Genomic DNA, 24,878 nt, shown 5'->3' on the forward strand with positions numbered 1-24,878 from the left:
GTTTATAAGGGATAGTCCCTTATTTGTTAAAAAGCATATATCATTATGTATTTCAATGATATATGCTTTTTCATTATGATTTATAATTTGTCATATAAATGATAGTCTTTGTTTATATTTGAATTAATTGTGTTTTAGCTGAAATAGAATGTTGTTTTAAATTATCTATATTATGATTTCCTACAAAAATAATAGGTGTAGTTAAATCAATATTTTTAGACTTCATGAGAGCTTCATCAAATTCAAGTAGGAGTTGACCACTTTTTACTTGATCACCTTGAGCAACATGTAAAACAAATCCCTCACCTTGTAAAAGAACAGTATCAATACCGATATGAATAAGAACTTCATTATTATTTTTATCCTTTAATCCAATGGCATGTTTTGTAGGATATAATGAAATGATTTCTCCATCAAAAGGTGAATATACTTTATTATCAGTTGGAATAATAGCAAATCCACCACCTAGTGTTTCTTGGGCAAATACGGAATCATTGACATTACTAAGTGGGATAATACTTCCAGTCATAGGGGCCAAAAAGGATACTGCTTTGGATTGACCAACAAAAATCTTTGTGCAAATAACACCAACAACAATTTGACTAGCAAAAACAAAACAAGATGTTATAAAACTGCCATTCATTTCTACACAAGAAACTGTAAAAATAGTTGCCATTGAAAAAGCAGTTGCCTTTGTACCAAGAATACCTGCCAAGGCGCCACCTAACGCACCAGAAATAGCCATTGGAATAGCATATTTTTTATTTCTAAGTAAATAAGAATATAATGTAGGTTCAGATACACCACCAAATAAAGCAACTATACTGCATGAGATTGCTAAACTACGTTCTTTTTTATTTTTGGCAACCCATATTGCACCTAATGCTATTGCAATGTAGGAAATACAAGCACACCACCAATATCCAAACAATGTTGAGTATCCATTTAATGCAAATTCATTAATACAAATTGCAGTAATTACCCAGTGAACACCAGAAATAACTAAGTAGTTCATTGTAACTCCAATAAAGATGCCTGCAATGATAGGGCTGATACCATTTATACTGTTAAATAAATCTCCGACAAAATTTCCAATATAATAAGCAATTGGTCCAAATAAAATAGCAGTTAAAGGAACAAATACAAATAAGCATATTGCAGGATTAAAGACACCAGCAATAGAACTTGGCATTTTCTTTTCTAGGAACTTCCATAAAAAAGAGTAGAGCCATGTAGAAAGCAAAGCTGGAATAAGGGAAGATGCATAATTAAACATCATGACAGGAATACCGAAGAAATCAACGATATCACCTGTATTTTGCATTAACCCAGAAAAGTTAGGTTCCATTAATGCAGCTGAAATACACGCTGCAATATAAGGATTCACATTTAATTTTTTCGCTGCTGAAAATGACGCTAAAATTGGCAAAAAGTAGAAAATACCATTGGATGCTGCATTCAAAATAGCATATGTTGGACTCTCAGCATTCATCAATCCAAATTGGCTTAATAAGATGAGAAGCCCACGAATCATTGAACAACCAATCAAAGCAGGAATTAATGGAGTCATTGTCCCTGAAACAAAATCAAGAAAGGCAAAACCATAATCTTTCAATGAGTTTTTCTTTTTTGAAACTGTTATGTTTTCTGTTTTATCAATTTTGGATTGGATGATTGGGTAATATTTAATAACATCGCCACCAACGATAATTTGACACTCATTTCCAATGATATGAACACCAAAGATACCTTCCAAATTTTCAATTATATCTTTTTTAATTAAATCTTTATTTTTGACTTGAAAACGTAATCTTGTAGCACAGTGTGAAACCTGATTAACATTCTCTTTACCACCAATATTTTCTAAAATATAAATAGCATTTTTTTCTATATTCATAATTTAACCTCTTATTTTTCTTTTTCTAAATTTTTCAAATGAATTGTGAGATATATGACTTCATCGTTATCAATCGCATAATTGTATTTACTCATGATATAACGTTTTATTGCTATTGCACATGAATAAGGGAGTTTATAATTTTCTTGTACAAATTGAGCAAGTTTTTCATCATAAGGAGAATCAATTTTTTGATTATTTAAAATACGTAATGAAAAATATTTTAAATGAGTAATAAATCTTGTATATGTATATGAATTGACTTTTAACTCAATATTCATCATACGACGAATAATGTTGACAAGATCATCAACAATTTGAATAGATGTCAAAGTTTCATTCATGTTATTAGAGTTAAGATTTATTAAATGTGTCGCAATGAAAGCAATCTCATCATCATTAAGGATCACTTCATATTTTTCAAGAATTTTTTCTTTTGCTATCATACTGATATCAAACTCACTTTGATAAAACATTTTAATTTCATTAGTGAGTGCATTTCTAAGATATAATCCTTTTTGTAATCGACTTACTGTTTCATGGATATGATCTGCTAATAGCATGACAGCGTTGAATGTGATAAGACAATTTAAATCTTTATGTTTCTTTTCTTTTTCTAATAATGTACTTGATAATTCAATCATATCTTGAGGAATTCTTTTATAAATATTACGAATTTCGTCAAATTCAGCTTTATCTAATACATATTTCTTAAGATCATCATAATCATTCTCATCAATGGTAGAATGATTTTTATTTTTAAAACCAATGCCTTTTGCAACAGCAATGATTTCGTTTTGAGAATTATCTAAAGCAATAATAACATTGTTATTTAAGATTTGTTTAATGTACATCGTATTTCCCTACTTTCATTATGAAATTGAATATGGTTTTGCTAAAATATGACAAGCCATGTAAGTAGGAAAGTGTTTTTTAGAGACTTGCTCCTAAAAAGTATCCTTCTGTTACAGCTTCAGTTACAGAAGCAACTCTTTTACAATCTCCTACATAATATGTTTCTGGAATAAGACCGAAATATGGAAATATACTTTTTATATCTTGTTGAAATCCAACAGATATAATCATTTCATCATGAGGAATGTTAAAAACATTATTTTCATTTTGAACAAGGCATTCTTTTTCTCTGATTTCTATACATTGACTATTTAACATAATTTGAATATTTGGATGGGAAAGTATATGTTGAAGTAAGCTGACACGATAGAGTTCATTTCCATTTTTTGCTAATGTATCACTCATTTCAATAAGATTTACTTTTTTTCCAAAATTGGCTATTTCTAAAGCTATTTCACAACCAATACTTCCAGCTCCTAAAATGGTTGTTGTCTGAGCAGCCTTTTCAAATCCACGTTCAAGAAAATCAGTTGCCTTATAAACATTAGTATGTTGAATACCTTTGATAGGGGGAATAACGGCTTTTGCTCCAGTCGCAATAATTAAAACATCAGGATTTTCTGACTCAATAAATTCTTTTGATGCAGTTGTATTTAATATAAGTTTTATTTGACTTTTTTTGATTTGTACTCTTAGATAATGTAAATATGCTAATAGATCTTGCTTTAAATCACCTTTTGTGGCTTGAATCAAAGCACCTCCAATAACATTATTCTTTTCAATAATTGTGACATCGTGCCCTTTTTCATATGCAGTTAATGCTGTTTTTAAACCAGCAGGTCCGCCACCGATGATAAGAACTTTTTTTGGATGAAGTGTTTTTTGAAGGTGAAGAGGGACTCTGTTTTCACGATAGATTCTAGGATTGACACTACAGCAAGTATTCCAATGTTCAGTTGCAATATGATAACAGTTATTACATCTAATACATGGGACTACATCCTCTTCTTTTCCAGCTAGAATTTTTTTAGGCATATAAGGATCAGCAACAATAGAACGCCCAATTAGGATTAAATCAGCAACCCCATCAGCAAGGATTTTTTCTGCTTCTTCAAGATTCATAATAGCACCACTTATATTCACAATAACATGGCACGTTTCTTTGATCCTTTTAGCAACCTCATAATTTAACATATGTTTTTCGAAGATAGGTGGGCAAAGTTTGACATTTCCATCATGATACTCATCCATCCCTGTAACAATATTGACAATATCAATCTGATTTTCAACAGATTTTAAGAATGCTAACATTTCTTCAAATGAATAAGATTCTTTTACACCTAAAGTGGCACTCACTCTCAGTTCTAAAACAAAATCATTACCAATAGCTTCTCTTATTTTTTTTACAATAAGATGAGCCAGTCGAAAACGATTTTCATAATTACCACCCCATTGATCAGTTCTTTGGTTAAAGCCAGGAGCCATAAAATGTCCAACAATATTATCATTGCTAATATCTAAAATTAATAAATCAAAACCAAATTGTCTTGCTTTCTTGGCTTTTTTAATAACTGTTTCAAGCAGTGATTGTATAATATCTTCAGTTATCACTCTTGTCTCTCTGGAATAGGGTCTTGCAAAAGGTAATCCTGAAGGAGTGTAAATTTCTCCTTTATAAGTATTTCCCATACCAACTGCAAATCCTGCTAAAGCACCACCTTGTTTCACAACAGATAGTGACTCACGTAAAACATCAAGATTATACTTACTAAATGGGTCTGCACCATTTGCTTCGTATAATGATGATCCAGCCGTTCCATGATACATCATTCCAATCATTGCAACACCACCTTTTGCTTTATCATAAATTCCTATTCCGCCATAATTGGTTGTAGATAAATGGGTATGAGTAGGAACTGTAGACATTGTGGTAGAACATAGACGATTGGTATAAATAATATTTTTAACTTGTAAAGGCAAAAAGACATGACCATATTTTTCTAAAACTTTATTTTTCAAAATAATAACACCTCCATTTTTTCTTGAGATAATAAAAAGCCCTGCACTATAAAAGAGCAAGGTTTTGCTAACGAGATGTTATAACAAGCCTTTAATGACTATTTATTATACTTATATGATATATAAAGCGCTTTCATTTGTCAAGGGATTATAAATTTTATTTTTTATAACTTTGTCATAAGACAACTTATTCCATATAAAATCAATATAACTTCTTTTTATATTGTCTCTAATAATCATAATAAGTATCAATTTTGCAAATAAGATCATCATATTTCTTTTTATCTTCTTTTAACATAACAAGAAAAAATGTTACATGAGCTTCCTCATCACTGAAAGGAATAATTATTCGATTATTTGGTTTTCCTTCTCTTTTAATAGATAAATTTGATGTAAATGAAGGTAATGTCGAAGTTTTCACGATTTCATTAAAAGTTGTTCTATCCGTTTGCATAAGAAAATTTGTATTTGGCATAGTTTTCATATGTAATTCATGCCAAAACCCTATATTTGAATATAATAACATTGTTTCTCCATCCATATCATGAAAACTGATTTCTTTTTTATTTTGAAAAGGATGATCCATTGGAATAGACAAAAATAAATCTTCCTCAATATAAGGATAGCAGACGAGTTCTTTGTCATTGACTTCAAAAGGTGTAATGACCATTGAATATTTTTGTTCCTTTAATTCTTTAATGAGATTATCTTTATCGATAACTTGTGTTGTGATTTTCATTTGAGGATAAATATCTTTGATAAGAGGTTCAATATCCCATAATGGTGCAGGTGTACATGATGCAATCGATATGAAACGATGTGATATATCAAATAATTGCGTTTCTTGTATCATTTTATCTCGACTTTGAATCAGTTGTTTTGCATATTGAACAAATAGCTCTCCATTTGCATTTAAAATGACTTTGTTTTTATAATGATCAAATAATGAAACATTTATATCATCTTCTAATCTTTGCATGGAACGACTTAAAGCGGGTTGGGAAAGATTGAGTTTTTCAGCTGCTTTAGAGATTGTTCCATTTTCAGCAATACATATAAGTTGTTCTAATTGGTTAAATTCAAGCATATGGTTACCTCCACTATGTGTTTATATTATAGCACATTTCATGAATGGCATTGTACAGTTTTTCTATCCCGTTTTAAAATAATGTGTGGAAAAGAAAGAATGAGGGGATAAAGAATAGAAGCATTGTTATAAAGATAAACTTCATAAGGTCAAAGAAAGCAATGAAACAAATAAGTTAAAAATATAGAATTTAGATTGTTCTATCTATTCTATATGATATTGAAATAATATTTGATTCCTTTAATAAGAAAGATTTTGAGGATAAAATCATTCCTTTCATTGGAATAAATGAAAATGTTATTTCTATTCAGTACAGAAATTTCTTTGATGAGGCAGAGATACAGTTTGTTGATAATTTATGCAGTGTTATAAGACAATCTTTTTCAGATGATAAAAATGAGTTTTATCTTCTCATAAAAAACAATGTTAAATAAAGATAAATATTTGTATTTTAAAATTGAATATGGTATATTATGGATAGAAAGAGAGTATACTCTCTATGGATATAGGTTTCTGACCACTTGAGGTTGGATGTGCAGATTGATGTGGGCCTATATCTTTTCTATATCTGAAATACAATATTTGAGGCACAATAACTAACTTTATTGTGTCTTTTTTCGTTTGGATAGGATTTAAAGCAAAAGTGTGTAAATCAATGAACATAGGCAGAGAAACAGCAATCAGTTAGCTGCATTTAAAGGATTTCTTAAATATGTATTTCTATCCAGTCATCTTGTAAGATGTATCCATATAGATTTATTTCTTATGCAACAAGTTCTTCCATAAAAAATATTCATCGTTACCATACGTTGCTTTATTAAAGAGTTGGAAAAGTCTAATGACTCATTTACAGGTTATTCAAAAATGCAAATGTTTGATGAATAAAATTGTGATAAAGTTATTCATTACTTTCATCATCAGTGCTATGCGTTCAAGTTATAGTTGATTGATAAAATAGCATTGTACAAAATAAGCAAAACTTAATAAAATGGCATTAGGAAATAGGAAGAAAGAAGGAACGAAAATATGAAAACATGGTTAATTACAGGATGTAGTAGTGGAATTGGTGCAGGAATTGCAAAGGCAGTTTTAAAGAGCGGCGATCAAGCTGTTGTGACTGCTAGAAATAAGGAGAAAGTGCAAGATATTGTCAATCAATATCCTAAAAGAGCGTTAGCAGTTTCTTTAGATGTGACAGATAATGAAAGCATCCAAAATGCAGTGAAAGAAGCCAATGAAAAATTTGGAACAATTGATGTATTGGTTAATAATGCCGGTTATGGATATCGTAGTGCAGTAGAAGAAGGTGAAGTAGAAGCAGTTCAAACATTATTTCAAACAAATTTATTTGGACCAATTGAATTGATAAAAGCAGTCTTACCAGCAATGAGAGCACAAAAATCTGGTGCCATCTTAAATGTGACATCCATTGCAGCTGCAAGAAGTGCAATTGGGTCAGGATATTATGCCTCTTCAAAAGCCGCTTTAGAATTACTTACTAACGGACTTGCAAAAGAAGTAGAACCTTTAGGAATTAAAGTCATGGTTGTACAACCTGGAGCTTTTAGAACAAGATTCTATGATGCTGAATCTTTAAAAGGAACGAAAGATGAAATTGGTGATTATGCACAGACAGTCGGAAAAACAAGAGTTGGCAAATTTGAAAACAAACGTCAACAACCTGGTGACCCTGATAGAGCAGGAGAGGTTATTGTCAAAGTTGTTAATAGTGATGAATATCCACAAATCTTAACATTAGGTGCAGATGCAGTCACAGCAGTCAAATCAACTTTAGAAGCAAAGATTGCAGAATTAGACAAATGGGCAGAAGTGTCAGCAGAAGCGGATTATCAGTAAAGGAGTTCTATATGACAACATTATTTATAAATGGTAGCCCTCATAAAGATGGAAATACAGTGACACTTGCGCATGAATTTTTAAAAGATCAAGAATATGCAACATTGCATTTGGTTGATTATAAAATATATAGTTATGGTCAAAACTTTGCTGATGATCAATTTGATGAAGTCGTTAAAGAGATGACAAAAGCTGATACTATCATTATTGGTTCACCGTTATATTGGCATAGTATGTCAGGAGCAATCAGAAATTTATTGGATCGTTTTTATGGTAATGTGAGTGAAGATTTGTTAAAAGGAAAAGACCTGTATTTCGTATTTCAAGGATATGCTCCAACAGTGCAACAAATGGAAGCAGGAGAATATACCATGAAACGTTTTGCAAGTCTATATGGTCTTAACTATAAAGGAACAATAACAAAATAAATGAAGGAGTAAGAATATGAAACAAACAAGATTAGGGAAAACAGATATGTATGTTAATCCTGTCGGATTAGGATGTATGGGATTTTCTCATGCCAGTGGTACACCTATGCCTAAAGATGAAGCCATTGCTGTTTTAAGAGAAGCTTATCAAATAGGGTATAATTTTTATGATACAGCACAATGTTATACGGGTATCAATCCAGATGGATCGATAAATTATAATGAAGAATTAGTAGGTGAAGCAATCAAACCATTTAGAAATCAAATTATTTTATGTACAAAATTTGGTGTTACTCATAAAGGTGATCATTTAGAATTCGATAGTTCACCAGAAAAAATTAGACAAAGTGTTGAAGAATCATTGCAAAAGTTAGATACAGATTATATTGATTTATATTATCAGCATCGTATTGATCCAAAAGTTGAACCAGAAGTTGTTGCTGGTGTGATGAAAGAATTAATTGAAGAAGGAAAAATTAAAGCTTGGGGAATCTCTGAAACAACTGAAGAGTATTTAAGAAGAGCACATGCAGTATGTCCAGTCACTGCTATTGAAAATAGATATTCGATGATGGCAAGATGGCATGAACCTATTTTTAAAGTATGTGAAGAGTTAGGAATAACTTATGTTGCCTTTTCACCTATGGCAAACGGTGCTTTAACAGGTGCTTATCAATCAAAAGCAGATTTTGGTAATGGAGATCAGGATTTTAGACCAGATATGCCTCAATATAGTGAAGAAGGAATGAAAAAAACACGAAAATTACTGGACATTATTGAAAAATATGCAAAAGAAAAAAATGCAACGAATGCACAAATTTCTCTGGCTTGGATGATGTGTAAAAAAGATTATATTATTCCGATTCCAGGATCTAGAAAAGTATCTAGACTCAAAGAAAACTTTGATGCTGGTCAAGTCATATTAACCAAAGAAGAGGTGAAAGCATTGGATGATCAATTAGATACAATGGATTTCTTAGTATTTGGTGGTCATTAAAAATATAATTATATTTTAGAAAATTTATCAAGAAGCATTAGCCAAAAGGTTAGTGCTTTTTTTATAAAATCTTATTTACAAAATATATCAAGTTTTAATTATAAATTGTAAATGACATTTGAATTCACTACGCAAGTATTTTTAATCAATCCTAAATTCAATAAAATAGATTTATAAAAATGAAAGAGGTGTTGATAAATGGATGATAAACATCAGCATAGTGCAAAACATTTACATCAAAATGGCTATAACTGTGCTCAAGCGTTTTTATGTAGTTATAAAGATGAACTTTTCATAGATGAAAAGACATTATTTCGATTAGCTGAAGGAATCGGTAGAGGCGTTGCTGGATTAGAAGAAATGTGTTGTATACCAATTTTAATGGCAATGATAACATCTTATTTAGAAACAAGTGATGGCAATTTAAAAGTACCACAATCTAAACTCAGGAGTTATGCATGTGCAAAATGTTTAGCAATGGATTTTAAAGAAAAAATCGGTTCATTAAAATGTCAGGATATACTAGAAGAAAATAAAAAAAGAAATAATCGCTGTTGTACTGATGTCATTCAAATTGGAACTAAGATTTTAGATGAATGTTTAAAAGGAGAATAACGATGACAGAAAAATTAGCAAATCAAAAAATATCAAAATTATTATATACTTTAGCTTTGCCAGCTATTTGTGCTCAAATTGTTTCACTTTTATACAATATGGTTGATCGTATTTATATTGGACGATTACCAGATGGAAATTTAGCAATGGCAGCCATAGGCATATGTGTGCCATTAACAACAATCATTAATGCTTTTAATGGTTTATTTGGACGAGGTGGAGCACCACTGAGCTCTATTCGTTTAGGAGAAGAAAACTATGAAGAAGCAGATCATATCTTGTCAAATAGTTTTATGTCATTAATGATTTCATCAATAGTCATTACATTGATTGTTCTTATTTTTCAAGAACCTATTCTTTATTTGTTTGGAGCAAGTGAGGAAACTTTATCTTATGCTCAAAATTATATAATGATATATGCTTTAGGAACGATTTTTATCCAACTGACAGTTGGACTCAATTACTTTATCAATACTCAAGGCTTTACTAAATATGGTATGGCGACAATTCTTTTAGGAGCTGGATTGAATATTATTTTAGATCCTATCTTTATTTTCTATTTTGATATGGGTGTAAAGGGTGCAGCATTGGCAACTGTTCTTGCTCAAAGTGCTTCATGTTTTTGGGTCCTTTATTTTTTCTTTGGTCAAAAAACGATTTTACATATTCGTAAAAAGTATTTAAAACCCAAATGGCGAATTATGAAACAAATTCTATCTCTAGGGGCTTCACCATGCTTTATGTCAGCAACTGAAGGATTACTGACGATATCATTTAATCAGCAGCTTTTAAGATTTGGTGGCAACCTTGCAATTAGTTCAATGACAATTATGACATCCATGTTCCAGTTTATTCTTTTACCAGTAGAGGGAATTGCACAAGGCAGCCAACCCATTATTTCATTTAATTATGGAGCAAAAAATTATGATCGTGTCAAACATACAATATCACTCGCCATGAAAGTGGCTTTAACATATACATTGATTGCTACAATGATGATGGAATTTTTTCCTCAATGTTTTGTCGGACTTTTTACATCATCTCCAGAATTATTAGATCTAGGTTCACAAATGTTAAGAATTTACATATTTGGAGCATGTGTGTTAGGAGTGAATTCCACCTGTCAACAAACTTATAATTCTATGGGAGAAGGGAAGATGTCATTTTTCTTTGCCTTTTATCGAAAAATAATTTTATTGATTCCTTTAATCTTTATCTTACCGATGTTTATGAAGAATCAAATGATGGCTGTTGTCCTAGCAGAACCTATTTCTGATTTGATCACAACATCTACAAACTTTATCTATTTTAGAAAATTCATTCATCATAAATTAGAAGTCCCTCATGATTTGTAAATAACATTTACAAATTATATGAGAAATTATAAATCAATTGTAAATGATATATGAACTGTTCTTTCGTTTATTGAATCGTTTGTATAATTTATGTAATTTATCAAGTGGAGGTGGCAGTTATGGAAAAAGAAATGCCTATAAAATTGAATAAGCAAGGTGTGTTGACACAATTGCTTAACAGATTTAAAAATAGTTATCTTAGTTATTTTTTAATGTATAACTTTTATTATTTATCTTGGGCTTTATTCTCATCTTTTATATCCGTTTATTTACTTGATAAAGGATTTAGACCAAGTGATGTCTCATTGGTTGTTTCAACATCATTTTTAGCCTCAATGATTTTTCAACCACTCATTGGTGTCTTAAGTGATAAATATAGCTTAAAACTTGTGAATGCGATTTTGTTTGCTTTGGCAGGGCTTGGTGGTATTTATTTTGTCAATGCAAAAAGTTTGATTGAATTGATCATTGGATATAGTTTTGTTTTAACACTTATTAATGGAACCAATCCAATTATGGAAAGAATTGCAACAACCAGTCCTTATCCATATGGACGTATTAGAATATGGGGAACGATTGGTTATGCATTAGGTTCACAGTTAGCAGGATTCATTTATGATTTTGTTTCTCCTTCAGCCATATTTATAACATTTGTATTGACAATGGTGATTTCTATTATTGGATTACTTGGAACAAGTGCTCATACAGAAAAAGTCGAAAAAGCAGAAACTGAAAATCAGAGTCAAGGTTTCTTCAAAGCAATACTCACAAATAAAAAGTATTTATATTATTTACTTATTTCAGCAATCTTTTTTGGAGTTACCAATATGGGACATACATTTACACCAGCTTATTTTCAATCAATGGGGCTAAATATTTCTACCGTTTCTCTGATTGTCTCATTAGCAGTTATTTGTGAGGCACCAATTGTTTTATTCTCATATAAGTTTATGGATAAAATTGCCAATAAAATATTATTAATGATTGCTTTTTGTATGGTTATAGGATTATATTCTATTTACGCTTTTCAACTTTGGCTACCATTACAAATCATCGCGACTTTTATTGTCAAACATCCAGCAGGTATGTTATTTATCATGATTAACTTAAAAGTTGTGAATACATTGGTTGATGCAAAATATCAAATTACAGCTTTAGCATTGGTCCAAACTTGTCGTAATCTTTCATCGGTTATTTTTCAAAACATTGGTGGTCAGATTCTTAATGTTACATCATATCAAAATATGTTTTTATGTGCATTAGGAGTCATTCTGATTGGCTTTGTAATGACACTGTTATTTAAAGTTCCAGCAGGTAATGATCAGGAGTTATTTCATTAAATGTTATTGATTTATCGCATATCTCATTTGATTTGGCATTTGCATCTTTATACACTTGCTAGATTGATTAGTAATCTTAATCGTTTTCTTTTTAAAATTGATATTCATCCTGAAGCAAAAATAGCAAACACTGTGAAGTTTCCTTCTAAATATGGTATTGTGATAGGAAGTAGTGCAGTTATTAAAGATCATTGTGTCATTCATCAAAACGTAACATTAGGGAATAATGGGAAAGATTTAGGGAGCAAGCGACATCCAACTGTTGAAGAAAATGTGATTATTTATCCAAATGCGAAACTGCTTGGTCCCATTGTTGTTGGACATCATACGATTGTTGAAGCAGGCTGTGTTTATAACCGAAATATAGAAAGTTATAGTTATGTCAAAAATATAAAAGAAATCTATCATTTCAATAAAAATTCATATTGATTATTCAAAAAAGGTTCAAGTGAAATAACTTGAACCTTTAATCTTCTTTGATATCTTCTGCAATAATTTCATTATTTATTGAACGTGTAATTTCAATACGTTTTGACATTTTTAATTTATAATCTAGATTTGCCTGATAATTCAATGAAAATAAACAAGAATAAAGAGTATCTAGAATAATTGATATTGATTCTAGAGAGACAAAACCAGCAATCTTAGAAAAAGACTTTTCTCTTGTAGAAATATGTAATGTCACATGTGCCATGTCAGATAAATGATTATTCCCAACACTTGTGATCGCAATAATCGGTACGTGATTTTCTTTTAAAGTATTTGCAACTTGTAAGATATGTGGTGTTTCTCCTGAATACGAAATACAAATAGCACATTCGTCATCTTCCATCATAGCAGCATCATGGAACATAAGATCTTGGACAAGAGAAATACTAGCTTTTTTTTGAATACGATTTAATTTAAAAACGAATTCTTCACCAACATAATTTAAATTTGATATAGCAAAAATTCTTACTTCTTGAGAGCGTCTTAAAATTTGAACTGCTTTTTGTAAAGCATCATGATGTATAAGTGATAAAGTATCTTTTGCACTTTCAGCATGTAAATTAGCAATTTTACTTGCAATATTCATAATTGTATCTTGGTTTGTAAAAGGAAAATTAGGATCAATATCCTGAAAGTGTTTATTCAAATAATCAACTTCATTAAGATAAGCATCTTTAAAATCATTCCACCCCTGAAAACCTAATTTTTTTGATATTCTAATAAGGGTAGATGGCGAAGTATAAGTTTCATCAGCTATCATTTTTGTTGAATAATCTTTGATTTCATTTTGTTTATCTAATATGTAATCAACAATAATCCTTTCACTATGAGAAAAAGGATAATTATTCATCCTATCTTTTAACAACATGGTCTGTCACCTCGTTTTCATTATATAAAATCTTAATACGATTTACAAATTAAAAATTGGAAAGAGATTTGTTGATTAAAGTTTGTAAATCTTATTTACAATGAAATGCTGAAAATAAAAAGAAAGTGTAAACATGATTTCATTCATTTCTATCAATATTATACTGACGATTTTTTTATGATAATCTTATCAATGTAAGGGAGGTTATAAAATGGAATATATTCAATTAGGAAAGAGTGACTTATATGTATCTAGGATATGTTTAGGCTGTATGGGGTTTGGAAATGCAAGTCAAAATGATGGGAAAACAGTTGCTGGGAGGCATTCATGGACTCTCGATGAAGAAGCATCTCGTAAGATTATCAAGCATGCACTTGATGTAGGTGTTAATTTTTTTGATACAGCTGCTATTTATCAAGAAGGATCTAGTGAACAGTTTATTGGCAGAGCACTCAACGATTTTGCAAAAAGAGAAGAAATAGTTGTTGCGACAAAATTTATGCCAAGAACAAAGATAGAAAAAGAAGCAGGATTAAGTGGGAAAGATTTTGTTTTAAAACGTATAAATGAAAGTTTAGAAAATTTACAGATGGACTACATTGATTTATATATTATGCATATGTGGGATGAAGAAACGCCATTTGAAGAGATTATGGAAGGATTAAATGAAGCGCATCGTTTAGGTAAGATTCGTTATATTGGAATGTCTAACTGTTATGCTTATCAATTGGCTAAAATCAATACTTATGCTAAAAGTAAGGGATATCCACAATTTATTTCAATGCAAAATCACTACAATTTACTTTATAGAGAAGATGAAAGAGAAATCAATCGTTATTGTCAGGAAGAAAATATTGCATTAACACCTTATAGTTCCTTAGCATCTGGCAGATTATCTAAGCGTCCTGGAGAAATCAGTAAACGTTTGAAAGAAGATCAATTTGCCAAAAGTAAGTATGATGATACAAAAGATATTGATCAAGACATTATCAATAGAGTCATTCATTTAGCAGATCAATACAATGTAGAAATGACACAGATTTCACTTGCATGGCTGTTGACAAAAGTGAGTGCTCCTATTATTGGAGCGACAAAGTTATATCATATAGATGAAGCAATCAAGGCATTAGATGTCAAGTTAACACAAGATGATATTGATTATTTAGAAGAATTATATGTTCCTCATAAATTAAATGGAACAATGTTAATGATTAAACAAAAACAAAGTTAAAAATATGGTTTTGTCTTTTTAAAGATGAGTATATAAGGAGAAAAAGATGAAGAAAGGATATATTTATTTGGTGTTGACTGCTTTATTTTGGAGTTTTGCAGGCATTTGTATTCGATTTAATAATCAGTCAGCATTATTCATTAGTGTTATCAATGCGATGATTGGAGTATGCTTTAATCTCATATTTAATCATCAGAAAATCAAACTGAATAAAACAATATTATTTGCTGGATTCTGTCAGTTTATGATGGGAGTAACATTTATTTTAGCTAATCAACTGACAACAGTTGGAAATGCAATTATTTTACAGTATACTTCAATGATTTTTGTTTTAATCTATCAATGTATTGATAAAAGACAATTGCCAAAACTTAAACAGATTCTCATTATATTTGTTGTTATTGTTGGAATGATTTTATTTTTCCTTGATTCTATTTCTTTTCAAGGTTTATTGGGTAATATCATTGCAATTATATCAGGAGCATTTTATGGTTTACAATTCTATATCAATACAAAAGAAAATGCTGATCCTTATTCTTCAATGATTGTCAATTTCCTTTTTTCAATAGCTTTGATTGGTTTTGTAATCAAGGATTTTGGAAATGTAACAATTGTTGAATGGAGTGCTATGGCAACCAGTGGACTGATTTGTGCCGGTTTAGGAAGTCTATGTTTTGCGAAAGGGATAAGCAAGGTTAATGCTTTGACTGCCAATATTATATGTATGCTAGAAATTATTTTTGCGCCTATCTGGGCATATCTTATTTTTCATGAAACGATTGGACAGATGTCATTGATTGGAGCAGCTATTATGTTATCGGGAATGCTATATCATTTATATTTGGAAAATCCAATCAATAAGAAGTGTGTCAGTAATTATCATGTCTCTTCAAATGAAAATAATAATATTGAAGTTATAAAACACTAATGATATGGATAAATGAAGTCTAAGATTGTGGTACTCTATTTTTTAAAATTTTTAGAAACACCAGTATTCACGATACGTAAAAATTCTTCGGCCATATCCTCTGGACTTTCCTTTGCACCATCTTCTAACCAACAGATGACCATGTTGTAGAAAGCACCAGAATAGTAGTATAGCTCATATTTTGAAATGGAACTATATGGCATATCCCCACAAGCATCTATAACAAAATCATTAATGACAGATAATAAACTTTGAGATGTTTGGGTATGGTGAAAGGTTAATAAAAGATCTGCATGTTTTTTATAAAATTCAAATTTAAAATGCATTAAATTTTTATCATGGAAATTTTCGTAAGGTGTTGGTCTTTCATGCTGATATTTTTTATGCATTTGCATGATTCCATAATCAACAATATCCTCAATCGATGAAAAATTACGATAATAAGATGACCTTGCTACATGAGCTTTCTCAATTAATGCTGTTACTGTTATATTTGACCAATTTTCATTTTTGGCTAATTCTATAAGAGCTGCTAATAAATTATCTTTTACTTTTTGATTTGCTATTTTTCTTTTATCCATGGGACATTTCTCCTTTTTTTGTCTCAGGTTACCAACTTGAGTTTATCATAAAACATGATACAATTTGTATCATATCATAAACAATTGGTTGTTTCAATTGTGTCGAACTTCAACCAGCATTTATAAAAAAATGATGGAGAAGCATAAAACAGAAAGGAATGAAAAATATGAAAGAAATGAATGTAAAAGCTTTTATTGATGGAAAAGAATTTTCTGCAAAGGAATTAGAATTATGGAATGTCAAAAGATTAAGGAAAGCTTGCCGTACCTTAAAAATAAAAACCAGCAATAGTCAAGATGTATTAGACATTTATCAAGAAGTGATGAATAAAAAAGAAAAACTAACACATGATGAAATGCTGAAACTTTTGCATAAGAAACTTTATGTCAGTAGATTGATTATGAAATTTGCGAGTGTTCTTTCTGGTCGTCATCGCAGGGCATCTCAAACAACTGTATTTGCTGAGGGAATCACAGCAACAAAATTTAGTCAAATGCTTGATGATTTAATGCTTAAACCATCAAAAGAAAATCGTAGTGTCAATTTATCAGCCAACTTAGAACATTATATTTTAAATCCTGTTGATGGAGTTCTAGAAGTTGTTGAGACAACAGGCAATTCACCACTTCCAACACAATTTTTTATCACATTTCATGATGAGCGAGGCATTGTTGAACCAGTTAATAAACAGTTTACTCACCAATCAGTAGGTGTTGCAAAATTAAATGATGGGACTATTATTGGAGGAGTCAGGCATCAATTTAGAGATACATCATCAGGTATTGAATGTCGTCTTTTGGTTGAGTTTCCTGCTTTATGTCCAAAATTCTTAATCAAAGCTCACCAAAAACATTTGGCAGTAGAATTTACAAATTGGGCAAAATGGATTATTGCCAATCAAGATAATCATTAAAATTATACTTTGTTTTTAGGAAGTTAAACTGTTAAACACAAGATTAAAGATTTTGGAACATTTTTTTCAAGGTGTTTATGGTTTGACTTTTTTTAATTATTCTTTTTCAGAAAGTTCATTACGATAATGTGTATCTCGATATTGTTTAGGTGTCATATGTTTTTTCTTTTTGAAGATTTGAACAAAATGACTTTGTGATGAAAAAGCAAGAATAGAAGCAATTTCAGAAGATGAATATTGCGAATATTTTAACATATTGCAGGCTGTTTCAATTCGTTTATTGGTTATATATTCTAAAATTGTATAGCCTGTTTCTTTTTTGAACAATTCAGAAAGATAATTATGATTTAGTCCAACATAATCACTCAGTTTTTTGATAGTGATTTTTTCATTTAAATGATAATTAATATAATCAATACACATGACAATATGTTTTGAAAATATTTTTTCTTTTTGAATTGATCCCATGTAATGAGTAAAGAAAGAAAACATATCTTTATGTAATGCCTGCACTGCTTCAATATCAGTTAATGTATCCATTTTTTGAATATAAAGATCACTTGCATTATAAGCTGTTTCTTCATCCATACCACCAGTTATTGCAAAACGTGTTGCTAAAGTGATTGATGCAACGAATAAGTATTTCATATTTCTCAGGGAATCATGAGAAACATGTCCCATTAGATTTGAGTGAAACATTTCAATTGATTTTTCAATTGCTTTTGGATTACCTACTTTCAAATAGTCATATTGTGCCATTTCTTCATCATAGCGATGATGACGAATATCATTTTCACGATGTAAATATTCTAAATATAATAATTTCTTTTTATTGACATATTCCATTTTTATCACCTCTTTATATGATAAATATAACAAAAATATGAGAAAAATGATATCAATAGATATAAGAAATAAATATAATACTTACAAAATTAAAGAAAAGGAGAAATAAAAGATGGATCAATTTCAATTTTATATGCCTACAAAGGTATTATTTGGTGCTGGACAATTACAACACTTACATGAAGAACAACTTCCAGGTAAGAAAGCATTAATTACAACATCAAATGGAAAATCAGTGAAAAAGTATGGATACTTAGATCAATTAAAACACGAGTTAGATTTACTTAATATTGAATATGTTTTGTTTGATCAGATACGCCCAAATCCAACAAGACAAAATGTAATGGATGGAGCTCAAATGGCAAAAGAGAACCACTGTGATTTGGTTATTGCATTAGGTGGAGGATCAGTAATGGATTGTGCGAAATGCATTGCCTTAATGGCAACGAATCCTGGTGACATTTGGGATTATAGTTTATCACAGGCTGGTGGAAAGAAAAATGCAGATTTTGATGCTTTACCAATTGTTGCGATTACAACATCTGCTGGTACAGGAAGTGAAGTTGATATTGCAGCTGTTATATCAGATGACGAACTTAATGAAAAAACAGGTATTTTCTTTCCTTCAATGTTCCCAACTCTATCAGTAGTTGACTCAAATTTGATGATGAGTGTACCACCACAATTGACTGCTTACCAAGGAATGGATACATTCTTCCATGCAGCTGAAAGTATGATGAATAAAAATCAGCATCCAATGGGTGAAATGTTTGCTTTAAAAGCAATCGAATTAGTGGCTAAATACTTACCGATTGCTTATCAAGATGGTTCTCATAAAGAGGCAAGAGCGAACATGGCATTGGCCAATACATTGGCTGCCTACTACATGTTATGTACTTCAGCACATACAATTGAACATGTCATGGGAAGTTATCATAAAGATCTAATTCATGGAGCAGGATTGATTATGACCGCACATGCTTATTATGATTTCTTTGCTCAACGAAAAGCTGTTGAAGAACCAATGATAAAAATGGCAAAAGCAATGGGTGTTTCAAATCCAGTATCAGGGAAGGATTTTATCAAAGCATTAGATGATTTAATTACAGCAGTTGGATGTGCTGATTTAAAAATGAGTGATGAAGGTATTACTTTTGAAGAACTAGAAAAATATCCACAACGTATGCATGAAGTATTGGGTGGTGATATCACAGCTGACCCACTTCCTTTATCAGATAAAGATTATCTGGAGATTTTCCAAAAATCATATAAATAGATTTTGAAGAGAATATCATTTGTTGATTGTATACAAATGATTCATTCTCTTTTTTCACAAATGAATCAATAAAATTGTAAATATCATTTGAAAAAATGAAAGATTTTTTCATTGAATTTGTGAACGGAATTACAAAACAGGAAAAGGTAATTTACATTTTCTATCAAGCAAGTTATCATCATGTCAAGTTAATAAAGGAGGTGGAACTATATGATTGGAACAATTGCAGCAGTCTTAACAACATTGTCTTTTTTACCTCAAGCTTATCAAGTGATTAAAACCAAAGATACTTCTGGTATCTCACTTGGAATGTATACAATGTTTGTCATTGGTGTTTTTTTATGGATTATCCATGGATGGAATATTCAAGACTATAACTTAATTGGGGCAAATACTATTACTTTCATTTTTGCATCAATTATTTTAACTTATAAAATCAAATATAAATAATTCAAGTCAATATAAAACATGAAATGACTTCTCTCTATTATTATCAACAAATCAATATAGAAGACATTTCAAAAGGAGGTCTTGAGAGATGATTGGAATGATTGCAGCTGTTATAGGAACATGTTCATTTGTTCCTCAAGTTATTCAAATTGTAAAAACAAAAGATACATCTTCGATTTCACTTGGAATGTATATGATGTTTGTAGCAGGGATTGCACTGTGGCTTATTCATGGTATCCGTATTCAGGATATGGCATTAATACTTGCTAATGGGGTGACATTCATACTTGCTTCAACAATTCTTACTTATAAAGTGAAATATAAGTAAATGCTTTGAGAGTTAATGAAAGAAATAAAAATTTATAGGAGGAATTATATGGCATTAAGTAAAGATTTTTTATGGGGTGGCGCTTTAGCTGCTCATCAGTTTGAAGGTGGTGTCTTGAATACTTCTAAAGGATTAAGTGTTGCTGATGTGATGACCGCTGGGGCTCATGGTGTCCCACGTGTGATTACTGATGGTGTTGTTGAGGGAAACTATTATCCAAATCATATTGGTATTGATTTTTATGGACATTATAAAGAAGATATCGCAATGTTTGCAGATATGGGCTTTAAATGTTTTAGAACATCAATTGCCTGGACACGTATTTTCCCTAATGGTGATGAAGAAAAACCTAATGAAGAAGGATTGAAGTTCTATGATGATGTCTTTGATGAATTATTGAAATATGGAATTGAACCAGTTATTACTTTATCACATTTTGAAATGCCTTATCATCTGGCTAAAGAATATGGTGGATTTATGAATCGAAAGACAGTTGATTTCTTTGTGAAGTTTGCTGAGGTATGCTTTAGAAGATATAAGGATAAAGTGAAATATTGGATGACATTTAATGAAATCAATAATCAAATGAACTTCAAAAATGATATTTTTGGCTGGACAAATAGTGGAGTACATTTTGGAGACTATGAGAATCCAGAAGAAGCGATGTATATATGTGGACATCATACATTGTTAGCGAGTGCAAAAGCAGTGAAGATTGGTAAAGAAATCAATCCTGACTTCATGATTGGAAATATGATTTCAATGGTTCCTTATTATCCAAAAAGCTGTAAACCAGCAAATATGAATCTCATGATGCAGCAAATGCACAATAGATGGTTCTTCTGTGATGTACAAGTAAGAGGGCATTATCCTGCTTATACATTAAAGATGTTTGAAAGAAAAGGATTCAATATTGATATTACTGAAGAAGACAAGAAAGTCTTAGCTGAAGGAACTGTTGATTATATTGGATTTAGTTATTATATGAGTGAAACAGTTGATATTGATTCACAAAAAGATGTTTCTAAAGCTACTGATGGTTCTTCACCATATTCAGCTGAAAATCCTTATATTCAAGTTTCAGACTGGGGTTGGGGGATTGACCCTGAAGGTTTAAGATATGCTTTAAATATCTTCTATGAAAGATATGAAAAACCATTATTCATCGTAGAAAATGGATTTGGAGCTATTGATCAAAAAGAATCAGATGGAACATGTCATGATCCATACCGTATTGATTATTTAAGAGCCCATATTCAGGAAATGAAGAAAGCAGTTGAAGAAGATGGGGTAGACTTAATGGGATATACACCTTGGGGATGTATTGACTGTGTCTCATTTACAACAGGAGAAATGAAAAAACGTTATGGCTTCATCTATGTAGATAGAGATAATGAAGGAAATGGAACATTAGAAAGAAGCAAGAAAGATTCATATGACTGGTATAAAAAAGTCATTGCATCTAATGGTGAAGATTTAGATTAATGATAAAACTGAAGCATGATTTGTTTCAGTTTTTCGTTAAAGATTTCAGTTCCATGATGAAAAATCATTTTAAGATTTGTAAAAAAGAGGTGAAAAGATATGTCATATGATGGACTAAACATGTGGAATAACTGGTCTAAAAGCAGAAAAGGGAAACCGGTCTATGATAAATGGTTAGATGAGTATGAAGATGTATTAAAAGAAAATAAAGAGAATGTGATTGTTGATTTAGGAGCAGGTATAGGGGCCAATACTTTGTATTTGATGGAAAGGGGATATAGAGTGTTATCTTGTGATTATGCGATTGAAGCATTAATGAATATTCATGATCATATTAAAGATAGTTATATTCAGCATCTTGATATGAGATCTCCATTTCCTTTTGATGATCAAAGTCTGTCAGTGATGATTGCAGATATTTCATTACATTATTTTGATGACTCTACAACTTTAAGAATTATGAAAGAAATCAAGCGTGTTTTAAAAGAAGATGGAGTTTTATTAGCACGTGTTTCAAGATATGATGATATGTCATATCATGGTAAACAAATTGAAGAGAATTATTATGATATGGGGAGTTATGCACAAAGATATTTTACAGTTCATGATATCAAAAAGTATTTTGGTATTATTGGTTCTATAAGTTATCAAGAAACTACAATGGTAAGAGATGAACCATTTTACTCATATCCTAAATATTTATACCAGATCAAAGTAAAAAAGGGGTGATTAAAATATTTCATTTACAAGTTGATTTAACAAAAGATCATATTTTAAAATCAATACTTATATTTGCTATACCTATACTCATTTCAAATATCTTTCAACAACTTTACAATACAGCAGATACAATGATTGTAGGAAATTATTTAGGAGATACATCATTAGCAGCAATCGGAGCAAGTAGTGCAATATATGACTTATTGGTAGGATTTTCATTAGGAGTAGGGAATGGTTTTAGTATAGTTGCTGCTAGACATTTTGGCGCCAAGAACGACGAACTTTTAAAACAATCAGTTGCTGGAGCATTGCTTATAGGTGGACTCTTCACTGCTTTGATGATGATTTTAGGTTTTGTCGGTGTCTATCCATTACTTACTTTATTAAATACACCAGTACATATTATAGAAGAAGCCTATTCTTATATTTATATCATCATCCTCTTTATTGGGATTATGTTTGCATACAATTTATTTGCTGGACTCTTAAGAGCAATTGGAAATAGTTTTATTCCACTTATATTCTTAATTCTTTCATCACTGATTAATATTCTTTTAGATTATCTATTTATTGCACAATTTCATAGTGGTATTCAAGGTGCTGCAATCGCAACTGTTATTGCTGAAGGAATATCATGTTTATTATGTCTTTTATATATATACTTTAAAGTTCCTCAACTAATTCCTGAAAGACAACATTTTCATTTCCAAAAGAATTTATATCAAGAATTATTGGGACAAGGTTTTTCAATGGGATTTATGATGGCTATTGTTTCATCTGGAACAGTTATTTTACAAAAGGCCATTAATCACTTTGGCTTTTTGACAATCGCAGGGCATACAACTGCAAGAAAAATCAATGCCTTTTGTATGATGCCAGCAACCACTCTATCAACATCCTTAGCAACGTTTGTATCACAAAATAGAGGGGCAAATCAACGTCAGCGCATTAAAGATGGAGTGAAGATATGTTTTCAAATCCTATTTGTTTGGGCAATGCTCATAAGTATAATCATGTATTTTGGTGCTAAACCACTGGTTGAAATCATATCGGGTTCATCACAACTTGAGGTAATCAATACAGGTTCAAAATATTTAATCTTGAATGCACCATTCCATTTTATTTTAGGGGTTTTATTAATTTTAAGAAATGCTTTACAAGGATTAGGTATGAAAATTGTACCACTTATATCTAGTGTTATTGAGTTTGTAGGAAAAATTATTTTTGCAACATTCTTTATAGGATATTTGGGTTATTTTGGAGTCATTATATGTGAACCAGTTATTTGGTGTATGATGTGTATCCAACTTTTATATTCTTTTTATAATAATTCTTATATCAAGATGAGTCAGTCAGAAGATGATTTTGAAGTCGCATAGTATATTGAAATATACTTTCTTATGATCATATTAAAAGAGAATACAGAGGAAATACATAATGACATGGATGAATTTATTTGAGCAAAGAGATCTATTTACTGATGTAGAATGGGAAGTAGTTCAGTATATCAAGGATAATATATATAAAATAACATTAATGAATATTGGTGAACTTGCAAAGGCAACCTATACTTCTAATGCAACGATTTTAAGAACTTGTCGTAAGCTGGAATGTGATGGTTTTAAAGAATTCAAGCAACGTTTAATCAAAGAAATAGAGTCACAAAAACATATGAAACAGACAGTTGATTTTACCATTCCGTTTTATTCTTCAGAAACTGTTTTAGAAATTATTAATAATATATCTAATCTTTATAAAGAAAGTATTGATATTATTAATTCAAGTATTGATCTAAACGTGATGGAACAAATTGTAAAAACCATTTATTCAGCCAAAAGAATGTTTATCTACTCTATTGGTGATTCTAAAATAACAGCAAAGAGTTTTATTAATAAGTTAATCAAGATTAATTATTATGCTATTTCTGCTACTGATAATCATGAAGAAACATCAATCAGTGCAAGTGTCAATTCACAGGATTGTGCTTTATTTATTAGCTATAGTGGTGAAACAGTTGATTATTCAAATTGCTTCTCTATCTTAAAAAGAAGTGGCTGTAAAATTATCACAATCACAGCAAATGAAAAGAGTATCATTGCTCAAAAAAGTGACCTTTGTATTTTATTACCTAATAAAGAAAATGATAATAAAATTGCTACGTTTTATTCCCAATTGGCCTTTCAATATGTCTTAAATATCATCTATTCTTTGTTATATGCCAAATTAAAAAAAGCCCATAAAGTCTGAACCTGAAGTTCGGACTTTTTGCTTTTTCAAATCAAAAAAACGGACCTGAGTTTCTAAGTACGGGA

The 24,878-nt window shown here is 30.5% G+C and carries 24 protein-coding genes; 17 read left to right on the plus strand and 7 right to left on the minus strand.

Translation table 11 applies throughout. The features are described from left to right. Positions 1-112: 112 nt before the first annotated feature. From BN1865_RS00350 to BN1865_RS00365, 4 genes are all read right to left on the minus strand, one after another. Positions 113-1,897: a glucose PTS transporter subunit IIA gene (locus BN1865_RS00350; protein WP_050635284.1), complete on the minus strand. Its 1,785-nt coding sequence runs from the start codon at positions 1,895-1,897 to the stop codon at positions 113-115. A gap of 11 nt (positions 1,898-1,908) precedes the next feature. Then, on the minus strand, positions 1,909-2,751 hold the full coding sequence (locus tag BN1865_RS00355) for a PRD domain-containing protein (protein WP_050635285.1): 843 nt from the start codon (positions 2,749-2,751) through the stop codon (positions 1,909-1,911). Between the two features lie 79 nt (positions 2,752-2,830). Beyond that, on the minus strand, positions 2,831-4,771 hold the full coding sequence (locus BN1865_RS00360) for an oxidoreductase (RefSeq protein WP_050635286.1): 1,941 nt from the start codon (positions 4,769-4,771) through the stop codon (positions 2,831-2,833). Between the two features lie 229 nt (positions 4,772-5,000). After that, entirely contained in the window at positions 5,001-5,858 is an 858-nt protein-coding gene (locus BN1865_RS00365) for a LysR family transcriptional regulator (RefSeq protein WP_050635287.1), read from the minus strand. A gap of 1,026 nt (positions 5,859-6,884) precedes the next feature. Here BN1865_RS00365 and BN1865_RS00370 point away from each other — a divergent pair. The 7 genes from BN1865_RS00370 to BN1865_RS00400 all read left to right on the plus strand — a co-directional run bounded on the left by BN1865_RS00370 (position 6,885) and on the right by BN1865_RS00400 (position 12,879). Further along, complete coding sequence (locus BN1865_RS00370) at positions 6,885-7,715, plus strand: oxidoreductase (RefSeq protein ID WP_050635288.1); 831 nt, start codon at positions 6,885-6,887, stop codon at positions 7,713-7,715. An 11-nt stretch (positions 7,716-7,726) separates the two neighbouring features. Beyond that, complete coding sequence (locus BN1865_RS00375) at positions 7,727-8,143, plus strand: flavodoxin family protein (protein ID WP_050635289.1); 417 nt, start codon at positions 7,727-7,729, stop codon at positions 8,141-8,143. Between the two features lie 16 nt (positions 8,144-8,159). After that, the gene (locus BN1865_RS00380) at positions 8,160-9,140 is read left to right on the plus strand and encodes an aldo/keto reductase (protein ID WP_050635290.1); all 981 of its coding nucleotides are present in this window, start codon (positions 8,160-8,162) and stop codon (positions 9,138-9,140) included. Positions 9,141-9,338: 198 nt separating this feature from the next. Further along, positions 9,339-9,755, plus strand: coding sequence for a C-GCAxxG-C-C family protein (locus BN1865_RS00385; protein WP_050635291.1), 417 nt, complete (start codon positions 9,339-9,341; stop codon positions 9,753-9,755). A gap of 2 nt (positions 9,756-9,757) precedes the next feature. Continuing rightward, positions 9,758-11,110, plus strand: coding sequence for an MATE family efflux transporter (locus BN1865_RS00390; protein ID WP_050635292.1), 1,353 nt, complete (start codon positions 9,758-9,760; stop codon positions 11,108-11,110). A 119-nt stretch (positions 11,111-11,229) separates the two neighbouring features. Next, entirely contained in the window at positions 11,230-12,450 is a 1,221-nt protein-coding gene (locus tag BN1865_RS00395; protein ID WP_198527209.1) for an MFS transporter, read from the plus strand. Continuing rightward, complete coding sequence (locus tag BN1865_RS00400; protein WP_050635293.1) at positions 12,451-12,879, plus strand: serine O-acetyltransferase; 429 nt, start codon at positions 12,451-12,453, stop codon at positions 12,877-12,879. Between the two features lie 37 nt (positions 12,880-12,916). On the opposite strand, the gene BN1865_RS00405 is transcribed toward BN1865_RS00400, so the two are convergent. Continuing rightward, the gene (locus BN1865_RS00405; protein ID WP_050635294.1) at positions 12,917-13,807 is read right to left on the minus strand and encodes a MurR/RpiR family transcriptional regulator; all 891 of its coding nucleotides are present in this window, start codon (positions 13,805-13,807) and stop codon (positions 12,917-12,919) included. Between the two features lie 211 nt (positions 13,808-14,018). Between BN1865_RS00405 and BN1865_RS00410 the strand changes: the two genes are divergently transcribed. Continuing rightward, positions 14,019-15,038, plus strand: coding sequence for an aldo/keto reductase (locus tag BN1865_RS00410; RefSeq protein WP_050635295.1), 1,020 nt, complete (start codon positions 14,019-14,021; stop codon positions 15,036-15,038). Positions 15,039-15,084: 46 nt separating this feature from the next. Beyond that, on the plus strand, positions 15,085-15,966 hold the full coding sequence (locus BN1865_RS00415) for a DMT family transporter (RefSeq protein WP_050635296.1): 882 nt from the start codon (positions 15,085-15,087) through the stop codon (positions 15,964-15,966). A gap of 35 nt (positions 15,967-16,001) precedes the next feature. Here the strand turns inward: BN1865_RS00415 and BN1865_RS00420 are convergent, their stop codons facing one another. Beyond that, complete coding sequence (locus BN1865_RS00420) at positions 16,002-16,547, minus strand: TetR/AcrR family transcriptional regulator (RefSeq protein ID WP_050635297.1); 546 nt, start codon at positions 16,545-16,547, stop codon at positions 16,002-16,004. 158 nt (positions 16,548-16,705) lie between these two features. Here BN1865_RS00420 and BN1865_RS00425 point away from each other — a divergent pair, with 158 nt between their 5' ends. Next, a complete protein-coding gene (locus BN1865_RS00425; protein ID WP_157844062.1) occupies positions 16,706-17,461 on the plus strand; it encodes a hypothetical protein in 756 nt (251 codons plus the stop codon). 96 nt (positions 17,462-17,557) lie between these two features. Here BN1865_RS00425 and BN1865_RS00430 read toward each other — a convergent pair whose 3' ends face one another. Beyond that, on the minus strand, positions 17,558-18,307 hold the full coding sequence (locus BN1865_RS00430; protein WP_050635299.1) for a helix-turn-helix domain-containing protein: 750 nt from the start codon (positions 18,305-18,307) through the stop codon (positions 17,558-17,560). A gap of 112 nt (positions 18,308-18,419) precedes the next feature. Between BN1865_RS00430 and BN1865_RS00435 the strand changes: the two genes are divergently transcribed. The 7 genes from BN1865_RS00435 (at position 18,420) to BN1865_RS00465 (ending at position 24,813) form a co-directional block, all read left to right on the plus strand. Beyond that, on the plus strand, positions 18,420-19,583 hold the full coding sequence (locus BN1865_RS00435) for an iron-containing alcohol dehydrogenase (RefSeq protein ID WP_050635300.1): 1,164 nt from the start codon (positions 18,420-18,422) through the stop codon (positions 19,581-19,583). Positions 19,584-19,793: 210 nt separating this feature from the next. Next, a complete protein-coding gene (locus BN1865_RS00440; protein ID WP_050635301.1) occupies positions 19,794-20,033 on the plus strand; it encodes a SemiSWEET transporter in 240 nt (79 codons plus the stop codon). 88 nt (positions 20,034-20,121) lie between these two features. After that, positions 20,122-20,361, plus strand: coding sequence for a SemiSWEET transporter (locus tag BN1865_RS00445; protein WP_050635302.1), 240 nt, complete (start codon positions 20,122-20,124; stop codon positions 20,359-20,361). Between the two features lie 48 nt (positions 20,362-20,409). Further along, positions 20,410-21,846, plus strand: coding sequence for a 6-phospho-beta-glucosidase (locus BN1865_RS00450; protein ID WP_050635303.1), 1,437 nt, complete (start codon positions 20,410-20,412; stop codon positions 21,844-21,846). Between the two features lie 99 nt (positions 21,847-21,945). Continuing rightward, positions 21,946-22,575 carry a class I SAM-dependent methyltransferase gene (locus BN1865_RS00455; RefSeq protein ID WP_050635304.1) on the plus strand — a complete coding sequence of 210 codons (630 nt, stop codon included), beginning with the start codon at positions 21,946-21,948 and terminating at the stop codon, positions 22,573-22,575. Further along, positions 22,572-23,945, plus strand: a complete 1,374-nt coding sequence (locus BN1865_RS00460) for an MATE family efflux transporter (RefSeq protein ID WP_232780285.1) — start codon at positions 22,572-22,574, stop codon at positions 23,943-23,945. The genes BN1865_RS00455 and BN1865_RS00460 overlap by 4 nt, the downstream gene beginning before the upstream one ends. A gap of 67 nt (positions 23,946-24,012) precedes the next feature. Further along, entirely contained in the window at positions 24,013-24,813 is an 801-nt protein-coding gene (locus BN1865_RS00465) for a MurR/RpiR family transcriptional regulator (RefSeq protein WP_198527210.1), read from the plus strand. Positions 24,814-24,878: the final 65 nt, after the last annotated feature.

It is taken from the genome of Candidatus Stoquefichus sp. SB1, from assembly GCF_001244545.1.
Taxonomy (GTDB): domain Bacteria; phylum Bacillota_I; class Bacilli_A; order Erysipelotrichales; family Coprobacillaceae; genus Stoquefichus.